27 protein-coding genes, 1 tRNA gene and 1 pseudogene are annotated in these 26,765 nt (G+C 65.9%); 11 read left to right on the top strand and 18 right to left on the bottom strand.

What is annotated here, in order from left to right:
- On the top strand, positions 1 to 545 hold a 545-nt coding region (locus tag ACK4HL_RS13270; protein ID WP_409761066.1), incomplete at its 5' end, for a hypothetical protein.
- Positions 546 to 582: 37 nt separating this feature from the next.
- Positions 583 to 984 carry an META domain-containing protein gene (locus ACK4HL_RS13265; protein WP_409761064.1) on the top strand — a complete coding sequence of 134 codons (402 nt, stop codon included), beginning with the start codon at positions 583 to 585 and terminating at the stop codon, positions 982 to 984.
- Here the strand turns inward: ACK4HL_RS13265 and ACK4HL_RS13260 are convergent.
- Positions 981 to 1,865 (bottom strand): LysR family transcriptional regulator, encoded by an 885-nt coding sequence (locus ACK4HL_RS13260; RefSeq protein ID WP_409761062.1) that lies wholly within the window; start codon positions 1,863 to 1,865, stop codon positions 981 to 983. The two genes, ACK4HL_RS13265 and ACK4HL_RS13260, sit on opposite strands and share 4 nt — an antisense overlap.
- 100 nt (positions 1,866 to 1,965) lie before the next feature.
- On the opposite strand from ACK4HL_RS13260, the gene ACK4HL_RS13255 reads away from it, so the two are divergent.
- Together ACK4HL_RS13255 and ACK4HL_RS13250 are read left to right on the top strand one after the other, a co-directional pair.
- Entirely contained in the window at positions 1,966 to 3,501 is a 1,536-nt protein-coding gene (locus ACK4HL_RS13255; RefSeq protein WP_409761060.1) for a proton-conducting transporter membrane subunit, read from the top strand.
- A 19-nt stretch (positions 3,502 to 3,520) separates the two neighbouring features.
- Positions 3,521 to 5,959: a YbcC family protein gene (locus ACK4HL_RS13250; RefSeq protein WP_409761058.1), complete on the top strand. Its 2,439-nt coding sequence runs from the start codon at positions 3,521 to 3,523 to the stop codon at positions 5,957 to 5,959.
- Here ACK4HL_RS13250 and ilvD read toward each other — a convergent pair.
- The 5 genes from ilvD to cysQ all read right to left on the bottom strand — a co-directional run bounded on the left by ilvD (position 5,944) and on the right by cysQ (position 10,654).
- Entirely contained in the window at positions 5,944 to 7,668 is a 1,725-nt protein-coding gene (ilvD, locus tag ACK4HL_RS13245; protein WP_409761056.1) for a dihydroxy-acid dehydratase, read from the bottom strand. The two genes, ACK4HL_RS13250 and ilvD, sit on opposite strands and share 16 nt — an antisense overlap.
- 61 nt (positions 7,669 to 7,729) lie before the next feature.
- Complete coding sequence (locus ACK4HL_RS13240; protein WP_409761054.1) at positions 7,730 to 8,554, bottom strand: hypothetical protein; 825 nt, start codon at positions 8,552 to 8,554, stop codon at positions 7,730 to 7,732.
- 61 nt (positions 8,555 to 8,615) lie between these two features.
- Entirely contained in the window at positions 8,616 to 9,053 is a 438-nt protein-coding gene (locus ACK4HL_RS13235; RefSeq protein WP_409761052.1) for a DUF2147 domain-containing protein, read from the bottom strand.
- 91 nt (positions 9,054 to 9,144) lie between these two features.
- A complete protein-coding gene (locus ACK4HL_RS13230; RefSeq protein ID WP_409761050.1) occupies positions 9,145 to 9,741 on the bottom strand; it encodes a DUF1134 domain-containing protein in 597 nt (198 codons plus the stop codon).
- Between the two features lie 133 nt (positions 9,742 to 9,874).
- Positions 9,875 to 10,654, bottom strand: coding sequence for a 3'(2'),5'-bisphosphate nucleotidase CysQ (gene cysQ / locus ACK4HL_RS13225; protein WP_409761048.1), 780 nt, complete (start codon positions 10,652 to 10,654; stop codon positions 9,875 to 9,877).
- Between the two features lie 119 nt (positions 10,655 to 10,773).
- On the opposite strand from cysQ, the gene chpT reads away from it, so the two are divergent.
- On the top strand, positions 10,774 to 11,415 hold the full coding sequence (gene chpT / locus ACK4HL_RS13220; protein WP_409761046.1) for a histidine phosphotransferase ChpT: 642 nt from the start codon (positions 10,774 to 10,776) through the stop codon (positions 11,413 to 11,415).
- Positions 11,416 to 11,515: 100 nt separating this feature from the next.
- Here the strand turns inward: chpT and ctrA are convergent, their stop codons facing one another.
- Entirely contained in the window at positions 11,516 to 12,226 is a 711-nt protein-coding gene (ctrA, locus tag ACK4HL_RS13215; RefSeq protein WP_409761044.1) for a response regulator transcription factor CtrA, read from the bottom strand.
- A 390-nt stretch (positions 12,227 to 12,616) separates the two neighbouring features.
- Here ctrA and ACK4HL_RS13210 point away from each other — a divergent pair, with 390 nt between their 5' ends.
- On the top strand, positions 12,617 to 12,997 hold the full coding sequence (locus tag ACK4HL_RS13210) for a flagellar export protein FliJ (RefSeq protein WP_409761042.1): 381 nt from the start codon (positions 12,617 to 12,619) through the stop codon (positions 12,995 to 12,997).
- Between the two features lie 13 nt (positions 12,998 to 13,010).
- Here the strand turns inward: ACK4HL_RS13210 and ACK4HL_RS13205 are convergent, their stop codons facing one another.
- From ACK4HL_RS13205 to ACK4HL_RS13185, 5 genes are all read right to left on the bottom strand, one after another.
- On the bottom strand, positions 13,011 to 13,724 hold the full coding sequence (locus ACK4HL_RS13205; RefSeq protein WP_409761040.1) for a hypothetical protein: 714 nt from the start codon (positions 13,722 to 13,724) through the stop codon (positions 13,011 to 13,013).
- Positions 13,725 to 14,666 carry an aminotransferase class IV gene (locus tag ACK4HL_RS13200; RefSeq protein WP_409761038.1) on the bottom strand — a complete coding sequence of 314 codons (942 nt, stop codon included), beginning with the start codon at positions 14,664 to 14,666 and terminating at the stop codon, positions 13,725 to 13,727. It abuts the gene before it with no gap.
- 32 nt (positions 14,667 to 14,698) lie between these two features.
- Entirely contained in the window at positions 14,699 to 16,588 is a 1,890-nt protein-coding gene (locus tag ACK4HL_RS13195; protein ID WP_409761036.1) for a monovalent cation:proton antiporter-2 (CPA2) family protein, read from the bottom strand.
- Positions 16,588 to 17,187 carry an NAD(P)H-dependent oxidoreductase gene (locus tag ACK4HL_RS13190; RefSeq protein ID WP_409761034.1) on the bottom strand — a complete coding sequence of 200 codons (600 nt, stop codon included), beginning with the start codon at positions 17,185 to 17,187 and terminating at the stop codon, positions 16,588 to 16,590. Before ACK4HL_RS13190 ends, ACK4HL_RS13195 begins: the two co-directional genes overlap by 1 nt.
- A 121-nt stretch (positions 17,188 to 17,308) precedes the next feature.
- A complete protein-coding gene (locus ACK4HL_RS13185; protein WP_409761032.1) occupies positions 17,309 to 17,584 on the bottom strand; it encodes a DUF1153 domain-containing protein in 276 nt (91 codons plus the stop codon).
- Positions 17,585 to 17,767: 183 nt separating this feature from the next.
- Between ACK4HL_RS13185 and mnmA the strand changes: the two genes are divergently transcribed.
- From mnmA to ACK4HL_RS13160, 5 genes are all read left to right on the top strand, one after another.
- Positions 17,768 to 18,919, top strand: coding sequence for a tRNA 2-thiouridine(34) synthase MnmA (gene mnmA, locus ACK4HL_RS13180; protein WP_409761030.1), 1,152 nt, complete (start codon positions 17,768 to 17,770; stop codon positions 18,917 to 18,919).
- A 63-nt stretch (positions 18,920 to 18,982) separates the two neighbouring features.
- Complete coding sequence (locus ACK4HL_RS13175) at positions 18,983 to 19,633, top strand: class I SAM-dependent methyltransferase (RefSeq protein WP_409761028.1); 651 nt, start codon at positions 18,983 to 18,985, stop codon at positions 19,631 to 19,633.
- Positions 19,634 to 19,695: 62 nt separating this feature from the next.
- Positions 19,696 to 20,493 (top strand): CDP-alcohol phosphatidyltransferase family protein, encoded by a 798-nt coding sequence (locus tag ACK4HL_RS13170; RefSeq protein ID WP_409761026.1) that lies wholly within the window; start codon positions 19,696 to 19,698, stop codon positions 20,491 to 20,493.
- 38 nt (positions 20,494 to 20,531) lie between these two features.
- A tRNA-Met gene (locus ACK4HL_RS13165) sits at positions 20,532 to 20,608 on the top strand.
- A 205-nt stretch (positions 20,609 to 20,813) separates the two neighbouring features.
- A complete protein-coding gene (locus ACK4HL_RS13160; protein WP_409761024.1) occupies positions 20,814 to 21,146 on the top strand; it encodes a hypothetical protein in 333 nt (110 codons plus the stop codon).
- 9 nt (positions 21,147 to 21,155) lie between these two features.
- Here ACK4HL_RS13160 and ACK4HL_RS13155 read toward each other — a convergent pair.
- The 6 genes and pseudogenes from ACK4HL_RS13155 to ACK4HL_RS13130 all read right to left on the bottom strand — a co-directional run.
- Positions 21,156 to 22,094 (bottom strand): annotated as a pseudogene (locus tag ACK4HL_RS13155) (recombinase family protein); the annotation flags it as partial.
- Between the two features lie 523 nt (positions 22,095 to 22,617).
- Entirely contained in the window at positions 22,618 to 22,956 is a 339-nt protein-coding gene (locus tag ACK4HL_RS13150) for a DUF2190 family protein (protein WP_409761022.1), read from the bottom strand.
- 3 nt (positions 22,957 to 22,959) lie between these two features.
- A complete protein-coding gene (locus ACK4HL_RS13145) occupies positions 22,960 to 23,187 on the bottom strand; it encodes a phage head-tail joining protein (RefSeq protein ID WP_409761020.1) in 228 nt (75 codons plus the stop codon).
- A 5-nt stretch (positions 23,188 to 23,192) separates the two neighbouring features.
- A complete protein-coding gene (locus ACK4HL_RS13140; RefSeq protein WP_409761018.1) occupies positions 23,193 to 24,989 on the bottom strand; it encodes a prohead protease/major capsid protein fusion protein in 1,797 nt (598 codons plus the stop codon).
- Positions 24,986 to 25,273 carry a hypothetical protein gene (locus ACK4HL_RS13135; protein WP_409761016.1) on the bottom strand — a complete coding sequence of 96 codons (288 nt, stop codon included), beginning with the start codon at positions 25,271 to 25,273 and terminating at the stop codon, positions 24,986 to 24,988. The genes ACK4HL_RS13140 and ACK4HL_RS13135 overlap by 4 nt, the downstream gene beginning before the upstream one ends.
- A complete protein-coding gene (locus ACK4HL_RS13130; protein WP_409761014.1) occupies positions 25,270 to 26,664 on the bottom strand; it encodes a phage portal protein in 1,395 nt (464 codons plus the stop codon). The genes ACK4HL_RS13135 and ACK4HL_RS13130 overlap by 4 nt, the downstream gene beginning before the upstream one ends.
- Between the last annotated feature and the right edge of the window lie 101 nt (positions 26,665 to 26,765).

The raw sequence follows: 26,765 nt of genomic DNA, 5'->3' as shown, positions 1-26,765 counted from the left end.
CTCGTCCTCGTGCCTCGAGAGCGGAGCGGCGGATGCGGCTGTTCGATATTCTCGCCCGGGCTGCATTTGCCGCGGCGGGCGGGGTCCTCATGCTGTTCGCACTGGGACTGGTGTTCGTCGCCGGCTTCCAGGTGTTGCAGTCGTTCTGGCCCCCTGACGAGCCGAGCGCCCGGGCGCTGCTGGACGGCGTGGGCTACACCATCATCGCCATCGCCGTTTTCGACGTGGGCAAGTACATGATCGAGGAGGAGGCGATCCGCGGGCGCGAGATGCGGCAAGCGGGCGAGGCACGCCAGAGCATGACCAAGTTCATCACCACCATCGCCATCGCCATTTTTCTCGAGGCGCTCGTCAGCGTGTTCGACGCAGCCAAAACCAATCCCTCGAACATGCTCTATCCCACGCTGCTGCTCCTCGCCGGGGTGGCACTGGTCGTCGGCCTCGGGGTTTATCAGCGGCTGAGCGCCAAGGTGGAGCTGTCGACGTCCGAGCCGCCCGTCGAGGCACCAAGACCGAGCGAGCCAGGGCTGGGCGGTCAGGACTGATCCCGCTATCCTCCACGCATCTCGAGGAGGTCGTCTCATGAGTCGCCTGGGTCTCGATGCCAGTGTGGTCCTGGTTCTGGTTGCCGCGCCCGCCCTGGGTCATGAACAGGTGCTTTCGGGCAGCGAATGGGCGGCCGCTGGGGAGGAGGGGGCACGCGTGCCCTTCATCCGTTTCGGGGAAAGCGGCAGGGTCGCGGGTTCCGGCGGCTGCAATCGCTTCCGGGGCTCGTACCAGCAGTCGGGCGACGGGCTGACGTTCTCGCCTCTCGCCGCTACCCGCATGGCCTGCCCGCCGGAGGTGATGCGTCGCGAACGGGCGTTCTTCGACATGCTTTCCCATGTGCGCGGCATGCGCATGGGCACGGGAGAGCTAGTGCTGCTCGATGGCGAGGGCCGCGAACGCGCGGTGCTCACGCGCCGCACGGGCGCTGCCGATTAGGCCTTCAGGCTTCGCTTCGGAACGAGCAGCTTCAGCAGCGGGTGCGGAAAGCGCCGCGAGGGCGTGATCGCGTAAAAGTGCTCGGCCAGCTCCTCGAATCGGTGAAGTTCCGCCAGCATGCCGCTCTCGAGCTCGTTGGTGACGACGATGGGCGGCACCACGGCAAGCCCGATCCTCTCGCGCGCCAGAAGGCGCAGCATGGCCATGTCGTCCACTTCCGCCGCGATGGTGGGGCGGATGCCGAGCCTTTCGGCCAGCGCATCGAACCCCGCACGGATGCTCGATTCAGCCGTGGGCAGGATCAGCGGCTCCTCGCGCAGCATCTGCTCGAGGGGGCGCTTCTTCTTTCTGCCCGGAGGCGCGCCGACCAGGCTCACCGGCTGATCGGCCACGGGATGCGCCACCCACGGCGTTGCCGCGTCGCGGGGCGGCGGCGTGGTCGAGAGCAGCACGTCCAGCCGGAACGCTTCGAGCTGCTGGAGGAGTTCGCCCATGCTGCCGCTGCGGATGACGATCTCGACGTCGGCGCGCCCGAGGAGCGGCTTGAGGAAGCCGATCTGGAAATTGCGCGAGAGGGTCGAGAGCGCCCCCATGCGCAGCACCTGGCGCTGGCGGGTGGCCCCCTTGAGGGTGGAGAGCATCTCGTCTCCCGACTTGAAGATCGCATCGGCATGGGCGAGTGCGATGCGCCCGGCCTCCGTCAGCTGCAGCTGCTTGCCGCGGCGCTCGAACAGCGCCTGCCCGAGTTGCGCCTCGAGTTTCTGGATCTGCACCGAAAGGGCGGACTGGGAGACGTTGAGGTGCTGCGCGGCGCGCGTGAGATTGCCCTCATGCGCCACGGCCCAGAAATAGCGGAGATGATTGTAGTTGAGCTGCGCCATGGGTCATCATTTACAAAACAGAACGGAACGTTTCAATCTTTGAATTTTATAGAATGAAGACCCGGAGCTAGATGAGGGCATCTCCAGCGGAGCAGTCCTCATGTCGCCCGATGCCGTTCTCTTCCTTCTCGCCATTGCCATACCTGCAAGCTATCTCGTCGCCGCCGTCCTCGTGCGATACGGCGCGGGCGATCCGCGCCGGAGCGCCGGCCCCGCGGCCTGGGCAGGGGCCGGTGCTCTCGGGCTGGCGTTGCTGCTCTGCGGCCTCACCGCGCTTCTCGGCGCGCAAACGCTGAGCTTCACGATGGCGCAGGGCATCGCGCCCGCGATCCGGCTCGATGCGATCTCGCTGCCGGTCCTGACGCTGGTCTGTTTCGTGGGCTTCGTGGTCATCCGCTTCAGCCGCAACTATCTCGACGGGGATCAACGCCAGCACGTGTTCTTTGCGCGGCTTCTCGCCACCCTGGCGGCAACGGCAGTGCTGGCGCTGGCAGGCGATCTCGTGGTGTTCGCCCTGGGCTGGATCGGTCTCAGCCTGGTGCTGCACACGCTCCTCGTCTTCTACCCGGAGCGGCCGCTGGCGCGTCTCGCGGCGCGGAAGAAGTTCATCGGGGCGCGGGTGAGCGACCTGGCCATTCTCGCCGCCTTCCTGCTGCTGTGGAACGCCACCTCCACGACGGATATCGCAGCGATCGCCGCTGAGGCATCGCAAGGCGGGCTCGGCGGCGGCGGGCTTGCCGCCGCACTGCTGATCGCGCTCGCAGCACTCATCAAGTCGGCGCAGGTTCCCTTCCACGGCTGGCTTACCGAGGTCATGGAAACGCCCACCCCGGTTTCGGCGCTGCTCCATGCGGGGATCGTCAATGCGGGCGGCTTCATCGTGCTGCGCTTCTCGGACGTCCTGGTCGGGGCCACGCCCTCGCTGTGGCTGCTCGCCTTCGCCGGCGGGGGCACGGCGCTGATGGCATCGGTGGTCATGCTCACCCAGCCGCGAATCAAGACGCAGCTCGCCTGGTCCACCATCGCGCAGATGGGTTTCATGCTGCTGCAATGCGGGCTCGGATCCTTCTCCTCCGCGCTCCTGCACATCATCGCGCATTCGCTCTACAAGGCCCATGCCTTCCTGTGGGCCGGGAGCGCGGCGGAGCGGGTAAAGCCCGCGGCGACCCCCGCGAAGCCCGCGCAGGTGTTCGCCGGCTTCGCTGCAGCGCTCGTCATCTTCGCTGCGGCGGGTGCGGCGTTCGGCGGCGCGCTCTGGGAGAAGCCGGCGCTTGCCGTTCTGGGCAGCGTCGTCGTGCTCGGCATGGCGCAGGCCATCGCTGCCGCACTCGCTGCGGGCGGCGCGGCGCTCATCGGCCGGGTCCTCGCCGGCATGGCGGCGGTGGCGGCCTCCTACTACGCACTGCAGCTCGGCTTCCTGTGGCTCCTGTCAGGTGCGGTGGCGAGCCCGCCGCCTGCCGGCCCCGTCATGCTCGGCCTGATGACGCTGACGCTCTTCTCCTTCGCCTCCTTGAGCATCGCGCAGGCCCTCGGCCTCGGGCAGAGGCGCGGCGGCCGGCTCTCCGCAGTCTTCGTCCATGCCTCCAATGGCTTCTATGCCAATTCCGTCTTCAACCGCATCGCGACCCGGTCGTGAACCAGAGGAATGACCCGTCATGAACATGCATGTTTCTGCCTCCGCCGTCGCCGCCTCGGCCATGCCCGCGGAGCCGTCGCTGGAGGAGGTTGCCCGGTCCGCCTCGGCGGCCTGCGCCCGGATCGCACCGCTGTGGCCGCTCAGGAGCTTCGTCGCGGTGAACCCGTTCATGGGCCTCGCCGGGTTCGACGCCTTCGATGCTGCCGACGTGCTGGCACGGGCGGGGAATGCGCGTCTCACCATGCCCGCGTCCCATTATGAAGAGGCGCTGGAGGCGGGCGAGATCACGGATGCGGACCTCGCACACGTGCTTGCGCGGCACGGGAGAGCCGAGGGCTTGCCGCGTGATGCCACAGCCCTGGCCGCTGCCCTCCGGCAGGCGAGTGGGCCGGAGAGCGGCATCCTTCCCACCGTCGCGGATACGGCGAGGGCGCTGACGGGGAAGGACTGGCCCGCGCTTGTGACGGATCGCATCTCGCACTGGGCTTCGCATCATTTCGACCTCGGCCAATGCCTCTGGTCATCGCCCACGCAGGATCTTCCCCCCTATGCCGCCTGGCGGAAAGAGGCGGTGCTGGACCTCACGCCGGAGGTGATGGGCCTCAACGGCTTCCGGCGCGCGATCGCCGGTCTTCCTGCCGATCCTGAGGCGGCGATGGCGAGGTGCGTGGCCGCACTCGGGCTCGCGCCGGAGACTCTGGCCGACTACTTCCACCGGCTGCTCTTCAGCCTCGGCGGCTGGGCCTCCTATGGGCGCCAGCTGGGCTGGAAGAAGGAACTCGCGGGCGAGCGGGACGGCACGTTGGCCGAATTCCTCGCCATCCGGCTCGCCTGGGAGCATGGCATCGCGCGCGCCATCGGGGAGGAAAGCTTGCTGCCGCGCTGGCGGCAGGGGGTGCTCGAGGCGAGGGCAGGGAGTGAGGAGAAGCGGGACGCACTTCATCTCCTCATCCTCGCCCATGCGGCTTACGAGCAGGCGCGGCAGCGGGTGATGCTTGCCAAGTTCCCGGCTGCCCGGCCTGTTCCTGGCGCGAGGCCGCGGCTGCAAGCCGTGTTCTGCATCGACGTGCGTTCGGAAGTCTTCCGGCGGGCGCTGGAGAAGCGGGGAGAGGAGATCGAAACTGTGGGCTTTGCGGGCTTCTTCGGCGCCCCGCTGAGCTACCGGCCGCTCGGCGCCGCGGAGCCGCGCGAGCAGGTTCCCGTGCTGCTGAAGCCCGCCCTGGAGGTTGCCGAGGAGGCGGCTGGCGGCGCAGGTGAGACGAACAGGCTTGCCGCGGCGATGGGGCTCCGGAAGAAGGCCGCGCAGGTGTGGGCCTCATTCAAGCAGGGCGGCGTTGCATCCTTCGGCTTCGTCGAGACGGCCGGCGCGGGTTTCGGTTTCAAGCTCGTGGCCGACAGTCTCGGCTTCTCCGGCAGGCCCGCCGCTGCGGCATCGCCGGGCTGCAGACCCGCAGTGGCCGGCATTGCGCTGCAAGACCGCATCGCCATGGCGGAGGGCGCGCTCCGCGGCATGTCGCTCACCACCGGTCTCGCCAGACTCGTGCTGCTGGTGGGGCATGGCTCCTCCAGCATCAACAATCTCCATGCCAGCGGTCTCGATTGCGGGGCCTGCGGCGGGCACACGGGCGAGGCCAATGCGCGGGTGATGGCGGCGGTATTGAACGATGATGCGGTGCGCGCCGCGCTGGCGGAGAGGGGCATCGCCATCCCCCAGGATACGCTGTTCCTCGGCGCGCTTCACAACACCACGACCGACGAGGTGACCGTGTTCGATGCAGACGGCCTGCGTGGCGTTGCCGCACAGGACCTTGCATGGGCGAGGGCGCAGCTTGCCGGGGCCGGCGCGGCGGCGCGGGCCGAACGCTCGGTGAGGCTCGGAGGCTCGGGGGACGTCGCCCGGCGCGGCGCGGATTGGAGCCAGGTGCGGCCCGAGTGGGGTCTCGCCGGCTGCAACGCCTTCATCGCCGCGCCGCGGCGGTTCACCGCCGGGGCCGATCTCGAGGGCCGCGCCTTCCTCCACTCCTATGAATGGCGGCAGGACCAGGGTTTCAAGGTGCTCGAACTCATCATGACCGCCCCCCTCGTCGTGGCGAGCTGGATCAGCCTTCAGTATTTCGGCTCCACGGTGGACAACGACAACTTCGGCTGCGGCAACAAGGTGCTCCACAATGCGGTGGGCACCTTCGGCGTGCTGGAGGGCAACAGCGGCAACCTGCGTTCGGGCCTGCCGCTTCAATCGGTGCATGACGGAAAGCGCTTCGTGCACGATCCGGTGCGGCTCTCGGTGATGATCGCCGCGCCGCGCGAGGCGATGAACGGCGTCATCGCCCGCCACGCCCATCTGCGGGACCTCGTGGACAATGGCTGGCTCCACCTCTTCGCAATGGATGACGATGGGAGCATCACCCATCGCTATGCGGGCGGGCTTGCCTGGGAGGCGCTTCAGACGTCGGCGTAGGTCTTCGTCTCCGCGGCACCGCCGGGGTGGGTGACCGCGCCGTTCACCGCCGGTCCCACTTGCTGGGCGTATTTCCACAGCGTGCCGGAGTTGTAGCCGTGCTCGCGCGGGCGCCACTCCTTGCGGCGGCGGGCAATTTCCTCGTCGGATACATCGCAGGAAAGAATTCCCTCGACCGCGTCGATGGTGATGATGTCGCCGTCTTTCAGGAGCCCGATCGGGCCGCCGAGCTGCGCCTCCGGGCCCACATGGCCGATGCAGAAGCCGCGTGTGGCGCCGGAGAAGCGGCCGTCGGTGATGAGCGCCACCTTGTCGCCCATGCCTTGGCCGTAGAGGGCGGCGGTGGTGGCCAGCATCTCGCGCATGCCGGGGCCGCCGCGCGGGCCCTCGTAGCGGATGACCAGCACCTCGCCCTCCCTGTACTGCTTCTTCGAGACGGCCTCAAAGCAGGCCTCCTCGTTGTCGAAGCAGCGGGCCGGGCCCGAGAATTTCAGGGTCTTCATGCCGGCCACCTTCACGATGGCGCCTTCCGGCGCGAGGTTGCCCTTGAGGCCGACGACGCCACCCGTGGGCGTGAAGGGCTGGTTCGCGGGGCGGATCACGTCCTGGTGCTCGTTCCATTTCACCGCGGCCATGTTCTCCGCCATGGTGCGCCCCGTCACGGTCATGCAGTCGCCGTGCAGGAAGCCGTGGTCGAGCAGCGTCTTCATGAGGAGCGGGATGCCGCCCACCTCGAACAGGTCCTTGGCCACGTAGCGCCCGCCGGGCTTCAGGTCGGCGATGTAGGGCGTCTTCTTGAAGATCTCGGCGACGTCGAAGAGGTCGAACGTGATCCCCGCCTCATGTGCAATCGCCGGAAGGTGAAGCGCGGCGTTGGTGGAACCACCGGACGCGGCGACGACGGTTGCGGCGTTCTCGAGGGCCTTCCTCGTCACGATGTCGCGTGGGCGGATGTTGCGGGCGATGAGTTCCATCACCTTCTCGCCCGCCGTGTAGCAGAAAGTGTCGCGTACCTCGTAGGGGGCGGGCGCACCGCAGGAATAGGGGAGCGCCAGGCCGATCGCCTCCGCGACCGTCGCCATGGTGTTGGCCGTGAACTGGCCGCCGCAGGAGCCGGCGGAGGGGCAGGCCACCTTCTCGATCTCGTCCAGGTCCTCGTCCGACATGAGGCCGGCGGAATGTTTTCCGACCGCCTCGAACATGTCCTGGATGGTGACCTGGCGGCCGCGGAAGATGCCGGGCAGGATCGAACCGCCATAGATGAAGATCGAGGGCACGTTGAGGCGCACCATGGCCATCATCATGCCGGGCAGCGACTTGTCGCATCCGGCGAGGCCGACGAGCGCGTCGTAGCAATGGCCGCGCATGGTGAGCTCGACCGAGTCGGCGATCACCTCGCGCGAGACGAGCGAGGCCTTCATGCCCTGGTGGCCCATGGCGATGCCGTCGGTCACGGTAATGGTGCAGAATTCGCGCGGCGTGCCGCTCGCGGCGGAAACGCCCTTCTTCACCGCCTGCGCCTGCCGCATCAGCGCGATGTTGCAGGGCGCGGCCTCGTTCCAGCAGGAGGCGACGCCGACGAAGGGCTGCCTGATCTGCTCGGCGGTCAGGCCCATGGCATAGTAGTAGGAGCGGTGCGGCGCCCGCTCGGGCCCCACGCTCACATGGCGGCTCGGCAGCTTGCTCTTGTCGAAGACGGGCTTGTCCATTGTCGTTCCTCCCATGCAGCTCAGCTGTGTAACGTCCGGGAAAGAATGCGGCAAGACGGGCTCAGCTGGAGGAGCCCAGCCCCTTCTTGAGATCGCGGATGCGGCTGGCGAGAGAGATCACGTTGGCCACGGCGGGCGAACCGGTTCCCCCCGACTTCTCTTCCTCGGCGAGGCGCTGCGCCCATTCCTCGTCGAGCTTGCGGAGTTCCTTCTCGAGGTCCTCCGTCTCGCGCTCAGCCTCGGCGAGCTTTTCGGCGACCAGGGTGTCGGCAGGGGCCGGAGGCGGCGCGTGTACGGATACGTCGTCGTCGTCCTTCGGGGTGGCGCGCGCAAGTTCGGTCAGCTTCTCGATCCGCTGGCGCAGGCGGAGTTCGGGGTCGAGGCCCTCGAAGGGCGCCTCGCGCTGCCTGGGAGGTGGCGTTGCGGCTTCCTCGCTGCGCCGCTGGAGGAGCTTGCGGAGCAGCTCCTCCTTGGCCGCGAGCATCGCGCGGAGCTCGGTCTCCTGCGCCTTGCTGCCGGCGAGTTCCGCTTCCAGCGCCTCTGCCCGGTCGATGAGCCGCCGGATCTCGCCGGTGCGGCCCGCCTCGGCCTGTTCCATCGCCTGCAGTCGATTTCGATGGCGGCTGACCTCTGCCATCTGTTCGGCCATCCGGAGGTTCGCCAATTCGAGCCTGGCGCCGAGGCGCTGGGAGAGCATGGCATATTCGGCGCGCAGCCTGTCGCGCTCGGTCTGGAGGCCGACGAGTGAGGAGGGCACCTGGCGCTGCATGCGGCGCGCACCGAGCTTCAGCGCCGCCGTCCACATCAGCCGCCCGAGGAAGAGCGCGATGAGGCTCGCCAGCGAGAAGCCGAGCACGATGAGCAGTATCGTCTCCGTCTGAGACATTGGGCCTCCGGCAATCTGCTCTTTTTAGCCAAAAGCCCCGGGAAAGGCCAGCGGCAGGGGGTCAGTCGGCGCGCACGAAGGTGTTGGTCTTGCATAGGATGCCGGCAACGCAGCCCTTGACCTTCATGCTGTCGCCCTCGTAGCGGAGGGTGGCGCTGTAGGTCTTGCCGTCGTCGGGGTTGTAGATGGCGCCGCGCCAGAGGTTTTCGCGCTCAGGTTTCATGCCGATCAGGATCGACAGGCCAATGAGCGGCCGCTTGCGCTTGGCGGGATCGGGATTCTCGCGGTCAACCTTGGGCTTGCCGTCGATCTTGCTGATCGGCTCGGCCAGGCCGACGATGCGGGCGCACAGGTTGCCGTTGCAGTCGTCCACCTTCACGGTCACCTTGCCGTTGGACATCGCCCACACGCCCTGAGGCGTCTCGGCGTGGGCAGCACCGGAAAAGGCGACGGCGAGGAGGGGGATGGCCAGGGCGGCCCGCTTCACGGTATCGAGCATGTCATGGTTTCCTTTCGGCCCCGAAAGAGCCGAGAAACGTGACGAAACCATGACTTCGACGCTGCCCCCCTGCGGCGGGCACCGGCCTCGATCAGAAGGGGTTCCAGTTCGGGCGGCGGGAATATTTCAGGTAGCCGACATTGGCGCCCAGCCTCGCGCCCACCCCGGTGCGGATCGGCGCCAGCACGATCTCGTCGCGCTGCTGGAAGTTCACGCCAAGCCCGCCGATCATGTAGGCGGAACCCTCGACGCCGCCGAAGCGGGTGTAGAGGTCCTCCGGGCTTTCCGAATTATAGACCAGCACCAGGCTGCGCGAGCCGTTGGCGCCGAAATCGAAGCCGACAGAGGGTCCCTGCCAGTAGATGCGCTGCTTGTGGCCGTTCTTGTAGTAGATGGTGCCCTCGCCGTAGCGAAGGCCGCCGACGAAGGAGCCTGCCGCTTCCTCGCCCACGATATAGGCCGTGGGCTCGCCCTGGATCGAGAAGACGTACTCGACGGCGCGGGCGAGTTCCCGCGTGGTCTTGCCGAAGAACTTGTGCCCGGCGGTGAGGATTTCCTCGGTGGTGTAGGTTTCGGCGGAGGTGCGCTCCGCCTTGGAGACGGAGCCCGTGGTCTGGGCGGCGGCGGGAAGTGCCGCTCCGGCCAGGACGGCGAGAGCCAGCGACACGATCAGCTTCTTCTTCAGCATGGAGACCTCACTTGGACACTGCCGGATCTGCCGGGCGCTCATGGCAATGCCATGGCAGAGACCCGCCTCGCCTGCCAGACTACCGGGAGTGGCTTTAGGCTTGGTTAATGCTTCGTCAAGAGGCAGCGATGCCTCAGGCGCTGGCGATGAAACCCGGATTGTCATAGCCGCGCGACCGCTTGCCGTAGGTGAGGGCGGGCCCGTCCACCGTCATCACCTTGCCCCCGGCCGCCAGCAGCACGGCGTGGCCCGCCGCGGTATCCCATTCCATGGTGCGGCCGAAGCGGGGGTAGAGATCCGCCTCGCCCGCCGCCACCAGGCAGAACTTGAGCGAGGAGCCGGCCGAGCACAGCGCCTTCACCTTCAGCTTCTTCAGGAACTCCTCGGTGGCCTGGTCGCGGTGGGAGCGGCTGGCCACCACGGTGGCGCCTTCGGCGGGAAGCGGGCGCACGGCGAGTGGCTGCCAGGTGCCCGCGGCATCGGCCTCGACGGTGCCCTGGGCGGCGCCCTTGCCGGCCTCGCCCCAGAAGATGCGGCGGAGTGCCGGGGCGTAGACGACGCCTGCGACGGGCGAGCCATTCTCGACCAGGGCAATGTTCACGGTGAACTCGCCGTTCTTCGAGATGAACTCCTTGGTGCCGTCGAGCGGATCGACGAGGAAGAAGCGGGTCGCGACGTCGGGTATCATTCCGGCGGAGGCCGCTTCCTCGGAGATCACGGGAATGGAGGGGTCGAGCTTCTTGAGGCCTGCAAGGATGATGCGCTCGGCCGCCTCGTCGGCTTCGGTCACCGGCGTCAGGTCGCCCTTGGCCTTGGCCGAAAAATCGGTGGCGTAGATCGCCATGATTTCGCGCCCTGCGAGTATCGCGAGGTCGATCAGCGGCTGCAGGAAGGGCGAGGGGCTGGGTTTCATCTGTGAAGGGCTCCGGCGGATTGCGGGCGCTTCATGGTCGCTGGGAGGGCTTCCGTCAATGCGGAAATTATATGTGTCCGATGGTACAAGAGTCACACGAATCATTCTCCGGGTGCCCAATGTCCGATCTCTCGCCCCTCGAAGGGAAACTTTCCGATCTCGATCTCGCGGCGCTGCTGTGCAGCCGCGTCTGCCATGACGTGATCTCGCCCGTCGGCGCCATCGCCAACGGGCTCGAGCTGATCGACGATCCCGAGATGGACGAGGAGACGAAGGAGACGGCACTCGCCATGGTCCGCACCTCGGCCAGAACGGCGGCGGCCAAGCTCAAGTTCTGCCGCATTGCCTTCGGCGCGGCGGGTTCGGCCGGGGCGCTCATCGACATGGGCGAGGCGGGCGAGATCGCCAAGGCCTTCGTCGGCGAGGAGAAGGTGAAGCTCGAGTGGAACGCGCCGCGCGAGAACCGGCCGAAGCAGCAGGTGAAGCTGGTGCTCAACATGATGCTCATGGCCATGGCGGGAATTCCGCGCGGCGGGCTCGTCACCGTGACGGTGGAGGGCGACAGCTTCGCCGCCCGCGCCCAGGGCGACCGCGCCAAGGTGCCGGAGCCCATCGCCCAGGTGCTCGACGGCACGGTGGAACTGACCGCTCTCGATGCGAGGCTGGTGCAGCCCTATTACGCCAAGCAGCTTGCCCGCTCGGCCGGCCTTTCGCTCAGCATGGGCATGGACGGTGCGGACGTGCTGGTGACAGCGGCGTGAAGGAATTGGCGCGCGCAGCGAGAACGAGCAGCGCGCGCTGAACGGCCCTCCCTCCGCACGGGAAGGGCGCGGTGGCGGTGTCAGGCTTCGAGGCTCGGTCTCATGCGCTCTCGCGCAGATCCTCGCCCATCGGCGGCGCGTTCTCGCGCAGCACGTAGCCCCGCCCCCACACGGTCTCGATGAAGTTCTTGCCGCCCGCGGCGTTGGCGAGCTTCTTCCTCAGCTTGCAGATGAAGACGTCGATGATCTTCAGCTCAGGCTCGTCCATGCCGCCATAGAGATGATTGAGGAACATCTCCTTCGTCAGCGTGGTGCCCTTGCGGAGCGAGAGAAGCTCCAGCATCTGGTATTCCTTGCCAGTCAGGTGCACGCGCGCGCCGCCCACCTCGACCGTCTTGGTGTCGAGGTTGACGCAGAGATCGCCGGTGACGATCACCGATTGCGCATGGCCCTTGGAGCGGCGCACCACGGCGTGGATGCGCGCCACCAGCTCGTCCTTGTGGAAGGGCTTCGTCATGTAGTCGTCGGCGCCGAAGCCCAGGCCCTTCACCTTGTCCTCGATGCCGGCGAGACCCGACAGGATGAGGATCGGCGTGTTGACCTTGGCCACGCGCAGCGTCTTCAGCACTTCATAGCCAGACATGTCCGGCAGGTTCAGGTCGAGCAGGATGATGTCGTAATCATAGAGCTTTCCGAGGTCGACGCCTTCCTCGCCGAGGTCGGTCGTGTAGACGTTGAAACCCTCCGACTTGAGCATCAGCTCTATGCTCTGGGCCGTCGCGGTATCATCCTCGATCAGCAATACCCTCATCTCAAATCCCCTTTGGTCCAGCCCCGCCGCGGGGCCCCCGGCCTGCGCGGCCGAACAGGCCCGCGCCACACTAACCGTTAACGTTGCCGACCAAGATAAGCCGGTAAAGGTTAACAAAACCTAATTCACCATACGCAACCTGTTGACGCATTAACCGAGATGTAGTGGCAGATCCCCCGCAGCCACCACATGTAGGACAAGACCTGGCGCGACGGCGCCATGCTGCCCGTTCACCGGCATGCGAAGCCGGTTTACCCACCCTTAAGCTTACCGGTACATCATGACGGAGAACGAGCACCGGAATCCTGTGCGTAGTTGATTCGCGGAATCGTGAAAAGGGGACGCCCGCAGCGTCTCCCAGAGTGAGTTGAGTAGAGCAAGGGGTCAACCATGCGTTCACGCGAAACGCTTCTTCGGCTGCATCGCTTCCGCACCGAGGAAAAGCGCCGGCAAGTCGCCGACATCGACTTCATGATCCAGGATTTCATGCGCAAATATGAAGAACTCGATCAGCAGGTGAAGTTCGAGGAGAGCCGGAACGGCGTGACCGACCCCAGCCACTTCAATTACTCGCTCTCCGCCAAGGCCGCGCGCGGCCGGCGCGACAATCTCATGCGTTCGATCGCCGAGTTGCGGGACCAGCTGGCCGAGGCCCAGGCCGCCCTCGAATCCGAGGAGCAGGAGCTGAAACGCGCGGAAATGCTGGCGGAAAAGGAATCGGGTGCCGCCTCGGCCATGCCGCAGGCCGCGGCCGCGCAGGTGATGCGCTGAGCCTTCGCTCTCCCTACAGCTTTCTGGCCTTCAGCTTCTCGTAAAGCGGGCGCGCTTCCTCCGCGATGCGCTGCAAAGCCGCCGGCAGGGCAGGGGCGGGCGGCGGCGGCGCGCCGAATCCCGTCGACTCCCATACCGCATTGTACCAGTGGGGAGCCCAGACGCCGTCGAAGGTCTTCGGCCCCTTGGGCCAGTTCAGCATCGCCACGTCGAACGGGATGCCGCAGGCGGAACAGAGCTTGGTGAGCATCGCTTGCGGGTCGGCGAGGATGTCGTCGGCATCGACGACGGGCGGCGCATGGCCGAGGTGATCGGCCACCATGTCGAAGATCTCGGCCTGCTCTAGGAAGCCGATGTCGCGGAGGCTCACCTCCGACCATTTGCGGGTGTAGCTCGCCAGCACGCGCTCCGGCTCACGGATCAGGAAGGCGTTGGTGAGGCCTTTGATCCATGAGCGGTCGTAGCCCTTCAGCATGTGGTGGGTCATGTGCTTCTGGTAGAAGACCGGCCTCTCGGCCGGGGCAAGGCACTTGCTCACCAGGCTCGCCCAGTCGCTGTCGCCCGAGGCGATGATCTCGTCGCGCATGGGGTGGTCGTTGCCGTGGTGGACCAGGGAGAAGGCGTAGAAGGGCTCGTCCCAGGCCACGCAGTCCGGCCGGTTCCCGAAGGAATACATCATGGCCGTCGAGATGTTGCGGGGCCCCGACCACATGGCGATATTCGGCATTTACAGACTCCTCCGCGAGTCCTTTGCACAGAGTTCCTTGTAAGCCGCGGAGAGCCTTTGGGAAATCGGCCCGGCGCCGGACCACTCCTCCTTCGACATGGGATGACGCACCGGACGGCCGTCGATCACGCGCACCGGGATGAGGCCCGCGAAGGTGCCGGTGACGAAGGCCTCGTCGGCGCCATAGACGTCATAGAGCGAGAACGGCTTCTCGAAGACGGGGATGCCCAGTTGCCCGGCGAGCCGGATCATGTTGCCCCGCGTGATGCCGGGGATGCAGTACTGGCCGGTCGAGGTCCACAGCTCGCCGCGGCGGACGATGAAGAAATGGGTGGAGTTGCAGGTGGCGACGAAGCCGTGCGGGTCGAGCATCAGGGCCTCGTCCGCCCCGGCATTTGCGGCCTGGATACAAGCAGTTATGCAATTGAGCTTGGAATGTGAGTTAAGCTTCTGATCCTGCACGTCGGGGTAGCCGCGGCGGACGTTCACGGTGTGAAGGACGAGACCCCTCTGCGATTTCTCGGGGTTGGGCTCCTTGTATTCCGGGATGATGACGATCGTTGGCGCGGAGATCGTCACGCGCGGATCCTGGTAGGGGGTGGCCTTGACGCCCCGCGTCACCATCAGGCGGATGTGGACGCCGTCTTCCATTCCGTTCGCGTCGAGGCAGTCGAATAGGCGCTTCACCAGTTCCTCCGGCGTGAGGCCGATGTCCATGAAGATCGCCTTGGCGCCCTCGTAGAGCCGCTCGACGTGCTCGCGCAGGAACGGAACGCCGCCCTTCACCATGCGCAGGCCCTCCCACACGCCGTCGCCCAGGATGAAGCCCGAATCGAAGACGGAGATCATGGCCTGGCCGCGCGGTACCAGCTCGCCGTTCACGGAAATGAGGATGTCGAGGTTGCGCGGGTCGATTTTGACGTCGTGGATGGAGTCTGCCATCGGCTCTTCCTTGGGGCTGTTGCCGGCGCTGTTTAGAGCTTCTCACGCCCCGGGGACAGGGGGGCATCTTCGCGGCTGTCGTCGGGTGCTTCCCAGGCCTGGTCCGGTCCCTGGCGCCTGCCGCCGGCATCGGCCGCCAGCACGCGCTCGATCTCCTCGCGCCCCTGGCGGGCGATGTCGATCAGCTGCTGGGTATCGTCGACGTGCCGGGCTGACCTCCGGACGAGTTCCTCGTCATGCGCCTTGAACCGCATCGCGGCCCGGTGCGCCTCGAAGGGGTGGACCCCGAGGCGGACGAGAAGCTGCTCCCCGAGATCGACGGATGAGGCGAAGACCTCGCGGTGGACGTCCGTAACGCCCGCATTGAGAAGGCGGTAGGCGTGGACCCGGTCGAAGGCACGGGCGAGCACGTGCAACCCGGGGAAGTGGCGGCGGGCCGTTTCAACGATGTCGAGCGCCTTTTCCTGGTCGTCGATGGCGATCACCAGGGCCTTCGCCTCTGCCGCGCCGGCGGCTTCCAGGAGGTCGGGGCGCGAGGCGTCGCCGTAATAGACCTTGAAGCCGAACCGGCGGAGCGCCTCGATCTGCTCGGCGTCATGGTCGAGAACCACGGCCCGGATCCCGTTCGCCTGCAGCACGCGGCCCACCGTCATGCCGAAGCGGCCGTGGCCCGCGATGATGACCTGGTTTCCGGTCTCCTCGATGCGGTCGCTCTCGCGGGCCGAGGGAGACAGCGCGAAGCGCCGCTGCACGACGCGTTCGTCGAGGATCATCAGGAGCGGCGCCAGCGCCATGGAGAGGGCGACGACGGCCACCAGCAGCGAGGATTGGGCAACGGCAAGCAACCCGAGGCCGGCCGCGAAGGAAATCAGGACGAAGGCGAATTCGCCGCCCTGGGCCAGGGCAAAGGAGAAGCGGGAGGAATCCGCACCGCTCATGCCGAAGAGGCGGGCGAGCAGGAACAGGACCCCCAGCTTGACCGCCACGAAGCCGGCGACGAGGCCCAGCACCAGGAGCGGCTCATCGATGAGCAGGGAGAAGTCGATACCCGCCCCCACCGCGATGAAGAACACCGCGAGCAGCAGCCCCTTGAAGGGCTCGAGATCCATTTCCAGCTCGTGGCGGTACTCGCTCTCGGCCAGCACGACGCCCGCGAGGAACGTGCCGAGCGCCGCCGAGAGCCCGACGAGCTGCATCAGCAGCGTGATGCCGACGACGATGAGGAGCGCCAGCCCGACGAATACCTCGCGTATTCCCGTTCCGGCGACGAGGCGGAACAGCGGTCGCATGAGAAAGCGCCCGGCGAGCACGATCGCCGAAACGGCGGCAAGCACGGCGAGGGTCTGCGCCCAGCCCGGGAGATCGCCGATCAGGCTGGCACCGTGAGCGTCATGCGGGCGGGCGGCGGCGATGAGCGGCAGGAGTGCCAGGATCGGGATCACCGCGATGTCCTGGAAGAGCAGGACGGAGAAGCAGGACTGGCCTGCGGAGGTCTTGAGCAGGCCGCGCTCGTTCAGGCTCTGGAGCACGATGGCGGTCGAGGACATTGCGAGGATCAGCCCGATGGCGAGGGCGGTCCGCCAGGAGGCGCCGAAGAGGCTGGCCGCAAGGCCGATGGCGGCCGCCGTCAGCACCACCTGCAGCCCGCCCAGGCCGAGAATGGGCTTGCGCAGCGTCCACAGCTTCGACGGCTGCAGTTCGAGGCCGACCAGGAAGAGCATGACGATGACGCCGAACTCGGCGAAGTGCATGACGTCGGCACCCTCGCGCCCCACCAATCCGAGGAGCGAGGGACCGATGACCATGCCGGCCACCAGGTAGCCGAGCACCGAGCCGAGGCCGAGGCGGGTGGCCAGCGGCGCGGCGATCACCGCGGCGGCGAGGTAGATGAAGGCGCCGAGCAACAGGTCTTCGAGGTGCATCAGCGGCGTTCCCCGGCAAAGCGCGGCGGGAGGGTATAGCCCTCGGCAAGCCGCGCGAGCGGATCGATGGCGCCGTCCCTGAGGCCGGTGATCAGCTCCCGGTAGGCGGCCGCGGCGGCGGCCAGCGCCTCGGGCGAGAGGCGGCGGCCGGCATGGACGACGAATGGTGCGAGATAGGCCATGGAGCAGAGATGGGCGGTCTGGTCGAAGGGCCTCAGGAACTCTGAGACGTCGAACCTGTTGCGGCCGCCCTCGCGGTAGGCCGTTTCGGACCCGCCGGTGGAGACCGCCGACATCAGGAAGCGGCCCGCCAGGCGCGTTCCGCCCGGCCCATAGGCCCACCCGTTCTCCAGCACTAGGTCCTGCCATTCCTTGAGGATGGCGGGCGAGGAATACCAGTAGAAGGGATGCTGAAGCACGATGAACTCATGCTCGAGCAGCCGTTGCTGCTCGCGCCCCACGTCGATGTCCAGAGACGGGTACTCGGCATAGAGATCGACGATGGTCACGCGCTCCAGCCCGGCGATTGCCTGCAGCATCGCCCGTTGCACGACGGAGGTCCGGCTTCTCGGATGTGCAAAGAGCACCAACACGTTCATGCGGCGAAATTGGCATATCGCCCGCCGGTGCGAAAGACGGGGTGCCTCCAGCGCAACAGATGAAGGGGCCGGACCCCTGGAAGGAGTCCGGCCCGCTAGAAACCTTGCGAGGTGCCGCGGCCTACTGCCGGTAGTCCTGGATGCGCGTGGTGCGCAGGCCCGCCAGGCCGTGCCGGTCGATCGAACGCTGCCAGCTGAGATACTCCTCGACGGTGAGCACGTAGCGCTCGCAGGCCTCCTCGAGACTCAACAAACCGCCGCGCACGGCCGCCACCACCTCCGCCTTGCGGCGGATCACCCAACGCTGGTTGCCGGGAGGGGGGAGATCGGCGACCGTCAGCGGGCTGCCATCGGGCCCGATGACGTAGTTCACGCGAGAACGCAACTGACCGTTCATGAAGGAAACTCAACCCATACGCAGCTACTCACAAGGCCCAAGACTATGCCCGGGGCCTTAAAAATGGCCTAAGTACATATGAAGATTTCGCAAATCCTCTGGTTTAGGAGGTGTCATTTCAGCACAATCCGGGCAAGCTTCCGGTTTACTTTGGGTGCGGAAACGCCCATCTAGACGCTCATCATGATCGGACAGGCCCTCATCGAGAACGTGCGCGAGACGGTCGGCATCGCCGGAGACCCGTCCTGCGTCCGCATCGTCTGCGCCATGTCGGGCGGGGTCGATTCCACCGTCACCGCGGCACTCCTCAAGGCGGCCGGCTTCGACGTCGTGGGCATCACCCTGCAGCTCTACGATCATGGCGAGGCCGTGCGGCGCAAGGGGGCCTGCTGTGCCGGCCAGGACATTCACGATGCGCGGCGGGCCGCTGCCGCGCTCGGCATTCCGCACTACGTCCTCGATTTCGAATCGCGTTTCCGCGAGGCGGTAATCGACGAGTTCGTGACGAGCTACCTGTCCGGCGAAACACCCGTTCCCTGTGTGACCTGCAACCGAACCGTGAAGTTCGCCGACCTCCTTTCACGCTCGCGCGACCTCGATGCCGCAGCACTGGCCACGGGACACTACGTCGAAACCCGGGCGCGGGGCGATGGCACGGGCCGGCGCGACATGTACACGCCCGCCGACCTGTCGCGGGACCAGAGCTACTTCCTCTTCGCCACGACCCAGGCGCAGCTCGACTACCTGCGGTTTCCGCTCGGCACCCTCAGCAAGGCGGAGACCCGCGCCATCGCATCGGGTCTCGGCCTCACCGTGGCGGAGAAGCCGGACAGCCAGGATATCTGTTTCGTGCCGGACGGCCGCTATGCCGAACTCATCCGCAAGCTCCGGCCGGAGGGAGTGGAGCCGGGCGACATCGTCGACCTCGAGGGAAGGGTGCTCGGGCGTCATGACGGAATCATCCATTTCACCATCGGGCAGCGTAGGGGACTGGGAATCGCCGGGGGCGAGCCGCTCTACGTCGTGAAGCTCGATCCGGCCAGCCGGAGGGTGGTGGTCGGCCCGCGCGAAGCGCTGAAGCGCACCGAAATCCGGGTCGGGCAGCTCAACTGGCTGGGCGAGCAGCCCCTGGGAACCGAGGGCAGGCAGGTCCATGCGAGGATCCGCTCCTCGCGCCCACCCATGCCGGCCGACATCAGGCTCGAAGGCGAGGAGCCGGTCGTCACGGTGCGCGGCGGGGAGTACGGCGTTTCGCCCGGGCAGGCCTGTGTGCTATATGAGGGAGAAGGAGCCGGAATGCGGGTGCTTGGCGGCGGAATCATCGCTCGCGCCTGAAACCCTGCTCCGACTGGCCCGTTGCCTGAAGGCCCCGGACCGGGGTGCATGGAGGGACGAGACTTGACAGCCCGGGGATCCCGCGGACTTGCCGCCATCGACGCTTCCGACGTTCGCCAGGCCTACCGCCGCTGGGCGCCCGTCTATGACAGGACCTTCGGAAAATTCGTCGAAGCCGCCGTCCGCAGCGTGACGGCCCGCGCCAACTGCTTTTCCGGCCGCCTTATCGAAGTGGGGGTGGGTACCGGCCTGGCTCTTCCGCATTACGGGCCGCAGCTCCGCGTGACCGGCATCGACCTTTCGCCCGACATGCTGGCCCGGGCGCGCGAGCGCGTGAGCCGGGAGGGGCAATCCAACGTCGAGGCCCTGCTCGAAATGGACGCAACCGCCATTGATTTCGCCGACCAGAGCTTCGACGTTGCCACCGCAATGTTCGTCATGACCGTGGTGCCCGATCCGGTCAAGGTGATGCGCGAGCTGGCGCGGGTGACGAAGCCCGGCGGCACCGTGCTCATCTGCAACCACTTCAGCGTGGAAGAAGGCCTGCGCGGAGCGCTCGAGCGGTCGCTGTCGCGCTATGCCGCGCGCCTCGGGTGGCGGCCGGAATTCCCGGTTCAGGCGATTCTCGTGTGCGAGGAGCTCGAGCTGGTGTCGCGCACCCCGGTGAAACCATTCGGCTTCTTCACCCTGCTGGAATTCCGCAAGCGGCGCTGACCCATTTGCCTTGGGGCGGCGGCTTTCCTATAGTCGAGTTTCACCGCGGGAGTATCAGCGTCTTGGCCAAGATCAATCTGCATCCCAACATCGACCGTGATGTGAAGAGGGGTGTGGCATGGGCCGTCCATGCCTTTACGACCTGCGGAATCGTTCTGGGCTTCCTGGCGCTGGTCTCCGTTCTTAAAAACGATCCGGTCGCCGCCTTCATGTGGCTGGGCCTCGCCCTGTTCGTGGATGGGGTGGACGGAACGCTCGCCAGGAAGGCGAGGGTGCTCGAATACACCCCCAACGTCGACGGGCGGACACTCGACAACGTAATCGATTACTTCACCTACGTCGCCGTGCCGGCGCTCATGGTTTACTGGTTCAACATGACGCCGCTGGAATTCATTTTTTCCGGCCAGACCTGGAGCCTGATCTCGGCGGCGGCGATCATGGCGGTCTCCTGCTACACCTTCGCCAATGTCGGCATGAAGTCGGACGATTACTACTTCGTCGGCTTCCCCGCGGTGTGGAACGTGGTGGTGTTGTATTTCTTCGTGCTGCAGTCCGGGCCGCTCGCCAACATCATCACCGTGGCCGTGCTCTGCGTGCTGACCTTCATCCCCATCAAGTTCGTGCACCCCCTCCGGGTGACCGACTGGCGGGAGATCACCATTCCCATGACGGTGCTGTGGGCGGCCATGTCGCTCAGCCTCATCATCCAGGCCAAGGACCGCAGCGACTGGGGCCGGGTGGAGGACATCCAGCTCTGGGTGTGGGTGGCGGCAAGCGCCTATTTCCTGTTCATCTCCTTCTGGCGGACCTTTTTCAAGAAGGGGGCCGAAAGCGATGCCGACCCCGGAGAGGCAGCTTGACTTCGGCCTGCGCCTGAACCTATATGCGCGCCATCTCCGGCGGGGTAGCTCAGTTGGTTAGAGCACGGGAATCATAATCCTGGGGTCGGGGGTTCAACTCCCTCCCCCGCTACCACCGTTCTCAGCACGCGTTCGGGCTGGCGAGTAAGCGCCCCAAGCCGTCCTTTCACTTCAATCGTAGTCGGATGGCCGGGAAGGACGATTACCCGTTCCACCAACTGCCTGAATGGGGCCACCTTCCCCGGATCAAGCGTCCATAGCTCGTTCAGCCTGTCTGCCAATGCCCCGATGGACCTGTGAAATGCCGCCAGAGCCTCAGGGTGCAGTTCGATGACGGGAACTGCCGCCACGGCCAGTTCCAGTTCGGCCTCGACCGCCTTGGCTTCGTCCGAAAGGGCCTTAAGGCGGGCGGCGGTTTCCTCTGCGTCGACGCCATCCTGCCGTTCGTAGAGGTCCAGAAGGCGCTTTCGCCGTCCAGTGAGATCAGCCAGCTTCCGCTCCAGATCGAACTTCTGGCGGGCTGCCCCTGCCGACCGCTTCCGCGCTGCTTCGCGATACCTTGCGACAAAGGTTTGCAGCATTTCCGGTCCGCCAAGGAGCTTGCGGAGATCAGTCATCACCGTCTGCTCTATCTCGTCAAGGTAGTAGAGTGAGCGGTTCTGGCACGTTCCACTTTCTTTCTTGCGGCTGCATCCGATCCGCTGGCGACCCCGGCTGCTGCCGTGCAGCACCATGCCAGAACCGCAGCAGCCACAGCGGAGCAGCCCGGACAGGAGGCGAGGCTTCCGGGGGATCGGGTCCCCCATTGTGTAGGTGTGCGACCTGTCGGCCTTGATCTTTTGTGCCGCGACGAACTTCTCCTTGGTGATGATGGCAAGTGCTGGAACCTCACTGGTCCGCCACTCGCTCTCGGGGTTCGCGCGGGAGACGCGTTTGCCCGTATCGGGGTTCTTCACCATCCTGTTCTTGTTCCACGTCCGGAGGCCCCAATAGAGCGAGTTGCGGAGGATGCCGCAGCCGCGCTTGCCGTTGCCGTTGATGGTGCTGGCGTTCCATTTCAGGCCGCGTGGGGCAGGGACGCATTCGCGGTTCAGAAGGCCCGCGATGGCGCGGGGAGCCATGCCGCCAAGGTAGAGGTCGAAGATGCGCCGCACTACCTCCGCCTCGGCCTCGACAATCGCAAGCTCGCCCGGCTTTCCTTCCACTGCACGGTAGCCGTAGCCCTGACCGCCCGCGCTCTTGCCCTCGCGGATATTGCCCGCCATGCCGCGCTTGGTCTTGTCGGCGAGCTGCTCCAAGTACTGCTGCCCCATGAGGCCAGCGAGACCAACCTGCAAGCTGTTCACCTTGCCGCCGCTGAGCTGTTCAATCTCGATGCCCGCAAACTTGAACTGCTTGTGGATCGTGGCGAGATCGCCCTGATCGCGCGCCAGACGATCAAGGTCCTCGATTACCAAAACATCGAATGAGCGAGCCTTGGCAGCGACGAGCATTTCCAAGATGCCGTCGCGCCCATGCAAGGACGCCCCCGACTTGGCCCTGTCGGAATAGGTTGCCACAATCTTGATGCCATTGCGCTCTGCGAACTCGCGGCAGAGCATCACCTGATCTTCGACGGATCGGTCATTCTGTCTGTCACTGCTGTATCTGGCATAGATCGCACCGCGTCTGGACTGCTTCATTTTCTCGTCTCCGTGGTTTTGGCGCGGAGGCGATTGGCAGCTTGCCGGGCGTGATCCTTACCTTCTTCTAGCTCGGCAAGGGCGAGGATGAGTTCCCGGCAAAGCTTGCCGACCTCCGCGTCATCACGTCTATCAGACCTTTCGGCCATTCGGCTTCCTCAAAGACGGGCGGGCGTCTTCGCCCCGCCCATAGGCGAGTTGTTCCAGTCACAGCGTTCGTCTCCGTGGTATTTTCAATGGGATAGGTGCCTCCCGGCCCGAAGGCCGGGGGCAGTTTCGTCGGGCCTGTAGGTCTTGGCAGGGTCCGCATCCCCGAGGGCAGACCTACTTGCTACGCTCGGCCATGAGCGCGAAAGGCCCCTTGGCTGCCTCATGCCTTCTTCAACTTCGGGGGAGACATGAGGCTCAGCGGGCTTTCCGCCATGCTAGACACCCCCGTGGATTACGTTGCCGCGCCGTCCAGGCGGACGCGGCCAATGGTGGCGCTATCGGCAGCGGCAGCGACGAAGATGCCGACGCGGAGATTGGACCCGGTCGCATCATCGGTCGTAACGTTGCCGGCTGTGGCGTCGAAATAGGCGATGTCGCCCGCCGAGACGGCGACGGCGGCTTTGCCGATGTCGTAGACGCCGACCGTGCCAAGCTCGACTTCGGCTCCTTCCGCCGCGTCGGTCGAGGCAATGCCGAACAGATTGCCGATGAGAACCGGATCGCCCGATGCGACGCCTCCGATCGGCGCAAGGGCCGTGATGTTATGGCCCGGCTGCACGAAGTTCTTCATGGATCAAAGTCCTTTCGAGGTGTGAATGTGGATGGTGGAAACCCGCCGACCTTCGATGGCTGCGATCCGGCGCTCCAGATCGGCAATGGCCGCTGCCATCTGCGCATCGTCCTTGTATTCGATGCGGCGGGACGAGCCATTGCCCGAGGCGAACTCGATGGACCGGACGCCCGAGGCCCTCGCCTTGTGGAGGCTCTCAAGCTGCGAACGAAGATCGGCGGCAGTGGTCATGGGGATCACTCGCCGGGGTTCCGATAGACGCCGCGCCAGTCAACGAAGGCCGCGCCGTGATCAAGGCGAACCTTGATTTCGACGCCGTCAACGTCCCAACCCGCACGGCTCTCGATCACCGGACCCGTCTCACCCTCAAGAAAGGCGCTTTCCAGATCGCCGTTGGCCGGATCGATCAGATACCAAGCCTTCGAACTGGTGAGGCGCGGTTCGACCATGACTTTGAGCGTCCCGGCCCACGGGTTCACGTCGTTCACCGTCGTCGCGTAGATGCTTGCGAGAAGCTTCTGTGCGGCGGTTTCGAGCGCGGGGGGAACCAGAAGCACCTTCGGCTCAATGGCAATGGGCTGGCCCGATGCGTCGCGCTGGCCGCGCATCGCCATACGGGCTGCGTTCAGCGTGGCATCGGAAGGAGCAGCCTTGTCAGAGCCGGATGCGAGGTTCCCGTGCGAGGCGTCCCACACCTTCTTGCCGTCGCTTAACTGTGGGCCAAGGCCGCTGTTTGCCAGCCAGACGGCTGCGAGATTGTTGGCGACCAGTGCCGCCGTTGCCGCGCCCATCTTGGTCGCCGCCGTGGTCATAATGCCGAGATCGTCGTTGACGAGAAGCTGCCGCGTGGCGGCCCACATCCTGCCGAAGGTGGCAATGCTGATCTTCTCGCCGCTTTCCTCGAAGGTCCCGCGCTTGTACTCGCCGTTCTCATTGACCTTCTCAAGAGCCGAGAACTGGCTGGCGCTGATCCGGGTCACGGGCCGGAAGTCCCTCACCGTTACCATGCGGGCGATCTGCGTGAGAGCCGAGGCCTGGGCCTCGTAGGACTGCCGCACCGTGCGGTTCACCGCGTCGGCCATTGCCAACGGGAAGTCGCTGGTGCTGTGCAGGGCGCGCGTGACGATGCTCGACTTGGAAAGCCCGGTGGTAGAGATGCCCGCAGACCGAAGGGCGATCTCAGCCAACTCGGGGATGCTCTTGTGGGCGAATTCGCGGGCCGCACCGGAAAGCTGGTGCGAAGGATTGGTGCGAGCGAAGGTCGCCTCGCCCATCGCGCGGACGCAGACCTCGGGATTGTCCAGCGTGCGGTCGTTGTGCGCCGTGCTGTTGATTGTCCGCGTCTGCTGGCTCCGCTGCTGCATCGCCTCAAAGGCGGCAGCGCGGGCCTGTTCGGCACTCGCGCCGTTGCCGATCTGCTCGTCCGCCCAAGAGCGGTCGAGGTTCGCAAGACCCGCGATGGAGCGGATTTCGTTGTCGATGGCTGCCCGATCCACGGGCGTGGCCTGATCCTTCGGCGTGGTCGCCGGGTTCGGAGTAGTCATGTCTTGACCTCTGATGGTCGCAAGACGGTCGGCAGGAATTGGGACGATGGAAAGCTCAACAGGCTGCCAGCGGGTCGCGATCTTCACGCGCCGCGCGCTCTCAGCCAATTCCTTCCATTCATGAACGACATAACCCACGCTCACGCCGCGCAGGATGCCGTCGAGAATATCTTGCACAATCTGAGCGACGTCGGCCCGCCGTGACAGCTTGATGATGGCGCGGGCTTCCTGCCCGACCGTCCATGCGGACTGTACGGACCCGATCACATCCTCAACGCTGCCACGGCGGTGCGAGTTCAGAACCGGAGCGCCCTTGAAGTCGCTCCAATCCTGATCCAATGAAAGACGTTCCTCATAGGCACCGCGCGCGTCGTAACGCTCAACAGGTGCGCCAGTGGAAAAGACTACCTCAAGCGTGCGCTCCTCGGTGTTCCAAGACTGCGGCGTCAGAGGGGCGCGACGGGTGATGACGACATGCTGCTCGTTCAATGCCTGATCTCCCTGTCGGAAATATCCACGTCCATGACCTCCGCGATGGTCAGCGCCCTGCGGGCAAGCGCGATGGCGCGCGGCATTAGGTTCTCGATCCACAGAGGCATCCAGCCATCGTCGCTCAGCACCAGCGTCACGGCGACGGTATCATCGAGCGAGACGCCCGACCGCAGGATGGAGGCCGCCATCTGCGCGGTAAGGCTTGCGATGATTTCCTCGCGCTCTTTGCTCTGCGGCGAAACAAGGGTGACGCCGTTCATCAACTCGGTGGCGGTGGTCATTCGGAAGGCTCCTTCTGGCTGGCTGGCTTGGCTGTGAAGTCGAGGCCGAGGGTCTTGGCCCTCGCATTGTCGGCAGCGATCTCGGCGTCCACCTGTTCAATGTCGTAACCGCGCGATGCGATGGCTTCGCGCCGCGACATGAGGCCCGCCGCGATGGCGGTGGCTTCGGCCTGTGCATCCTTGAGGGGATCGACCCACTGCTGCTTCGGCGTGATCCAGCGCACCGCCATGAGTGGCTCAAGGTCGGAGCCGGGAGCGCCAAGGCGTCCCGCCAGGCTCTCGGTGATGATCCAGCGGCGGAAGACCGGACGGAGAAGCTGGAAGGCGAGAACCCCGTGCTGGATCGCCTCGGCACGGCGGCGGAACTCGACAAGGCCCGCCCGAATGCTGCTGTAGTTGACGCTGCTCAGATCGCCCGTCAGCGCCTCGTAGGGAACACCAAGACCGGATGCGATCTCGCGGGCGGTAATGCGGAGGAAGTCGATGGCCTCACTGGCGATCTGCGGCGGATCGCTGAACCGAATGTCCTGCCCGGAATTGAGAACAGAGAGCGTGCCGGGAGCAAGACCACTCTCCACCAGCCCCGCGAGGCTCGGCTGCTCACCGCTGGCGAAGCCCGCTGCCGTGCCTTCCGGGTCCACGATGAAGCCCGCCAGCATCGCGGCGAGCTTCTGGCGCACAAGCTGCGCGTCGATGGCTTCGTCGTACTCGCGGAGGCGAAGTAGGATCGGCGCGAACCATGAGACGCCGCGCACCTGACCGGGAACCTCGACGCGAAAAATGTGCAGCACGTCCTCGGCGGGAACCCGGATCGGCGTTAGCGCCATCCCCAGGCCGGGACGATCGCGGAAGATATGATAGGCGATCCGGCGTCCTGCGACGTCGAACTCGACGCCCTGAATGATCCTTGCGCCACCGCCAAGCTCGCGGGTCATGCTGCCGTCAAGCTGCTCGGGGTCCAGAAGGCGGACCTTCAACCCGGTCTGATCCACCGACATGATCGCCAGCGCCTCGCCATCGACCACCATGCGCCGCGCGATAAGCGCTTGCAGTCCGTAGAAGTCGGTCAGCCCGTCCCCGTCGGCCTTGTCCGTCCACTGCTCGAAAGTGACATTGATCAACGCCCGGACGTTCGGATCAAGATGCGCGCTCTGCGCCTTGATCCCCGTTCCGGTCAGCGCCGAAAGCCATGCTTCGACCCCCGCGGCGGCGAGCGCGTTGTTGGCGACGAGGTAGCGGGCGCGCCGTGCGAGGCTCCCACGGGCGGCGAGTGCGGCGGCATTCTGGTTCGCCATCTCGCCCGCGCCCCGCCAGCGGCGACCGCTAGTGCCGCCGTCGTAGGAGCGAAACCTTGGACGCAAAAACAAAAAATCACGGATAAAACTAAGCATGCGGACCCTTTCGTCCTTTGCATTAGTCTCCGTGGTAAGAGTGACATATAATTGCCGAGCAGAACGCAGTCAATAGTCACATTATCGGGGTTTGGGACCGA

This window comes from Aestuariivirga sp. (assembly GCF_046294715.1).
Classification (GTDB): Bacteria; Pseudomonadota; Alphaproteobacteria; order Rhizobiales; family Aestuariivirgaceae; genus Aestuariivirga.
This window is presented reverse-complemented; position numbering and strand designations above follow the sequence as displayed.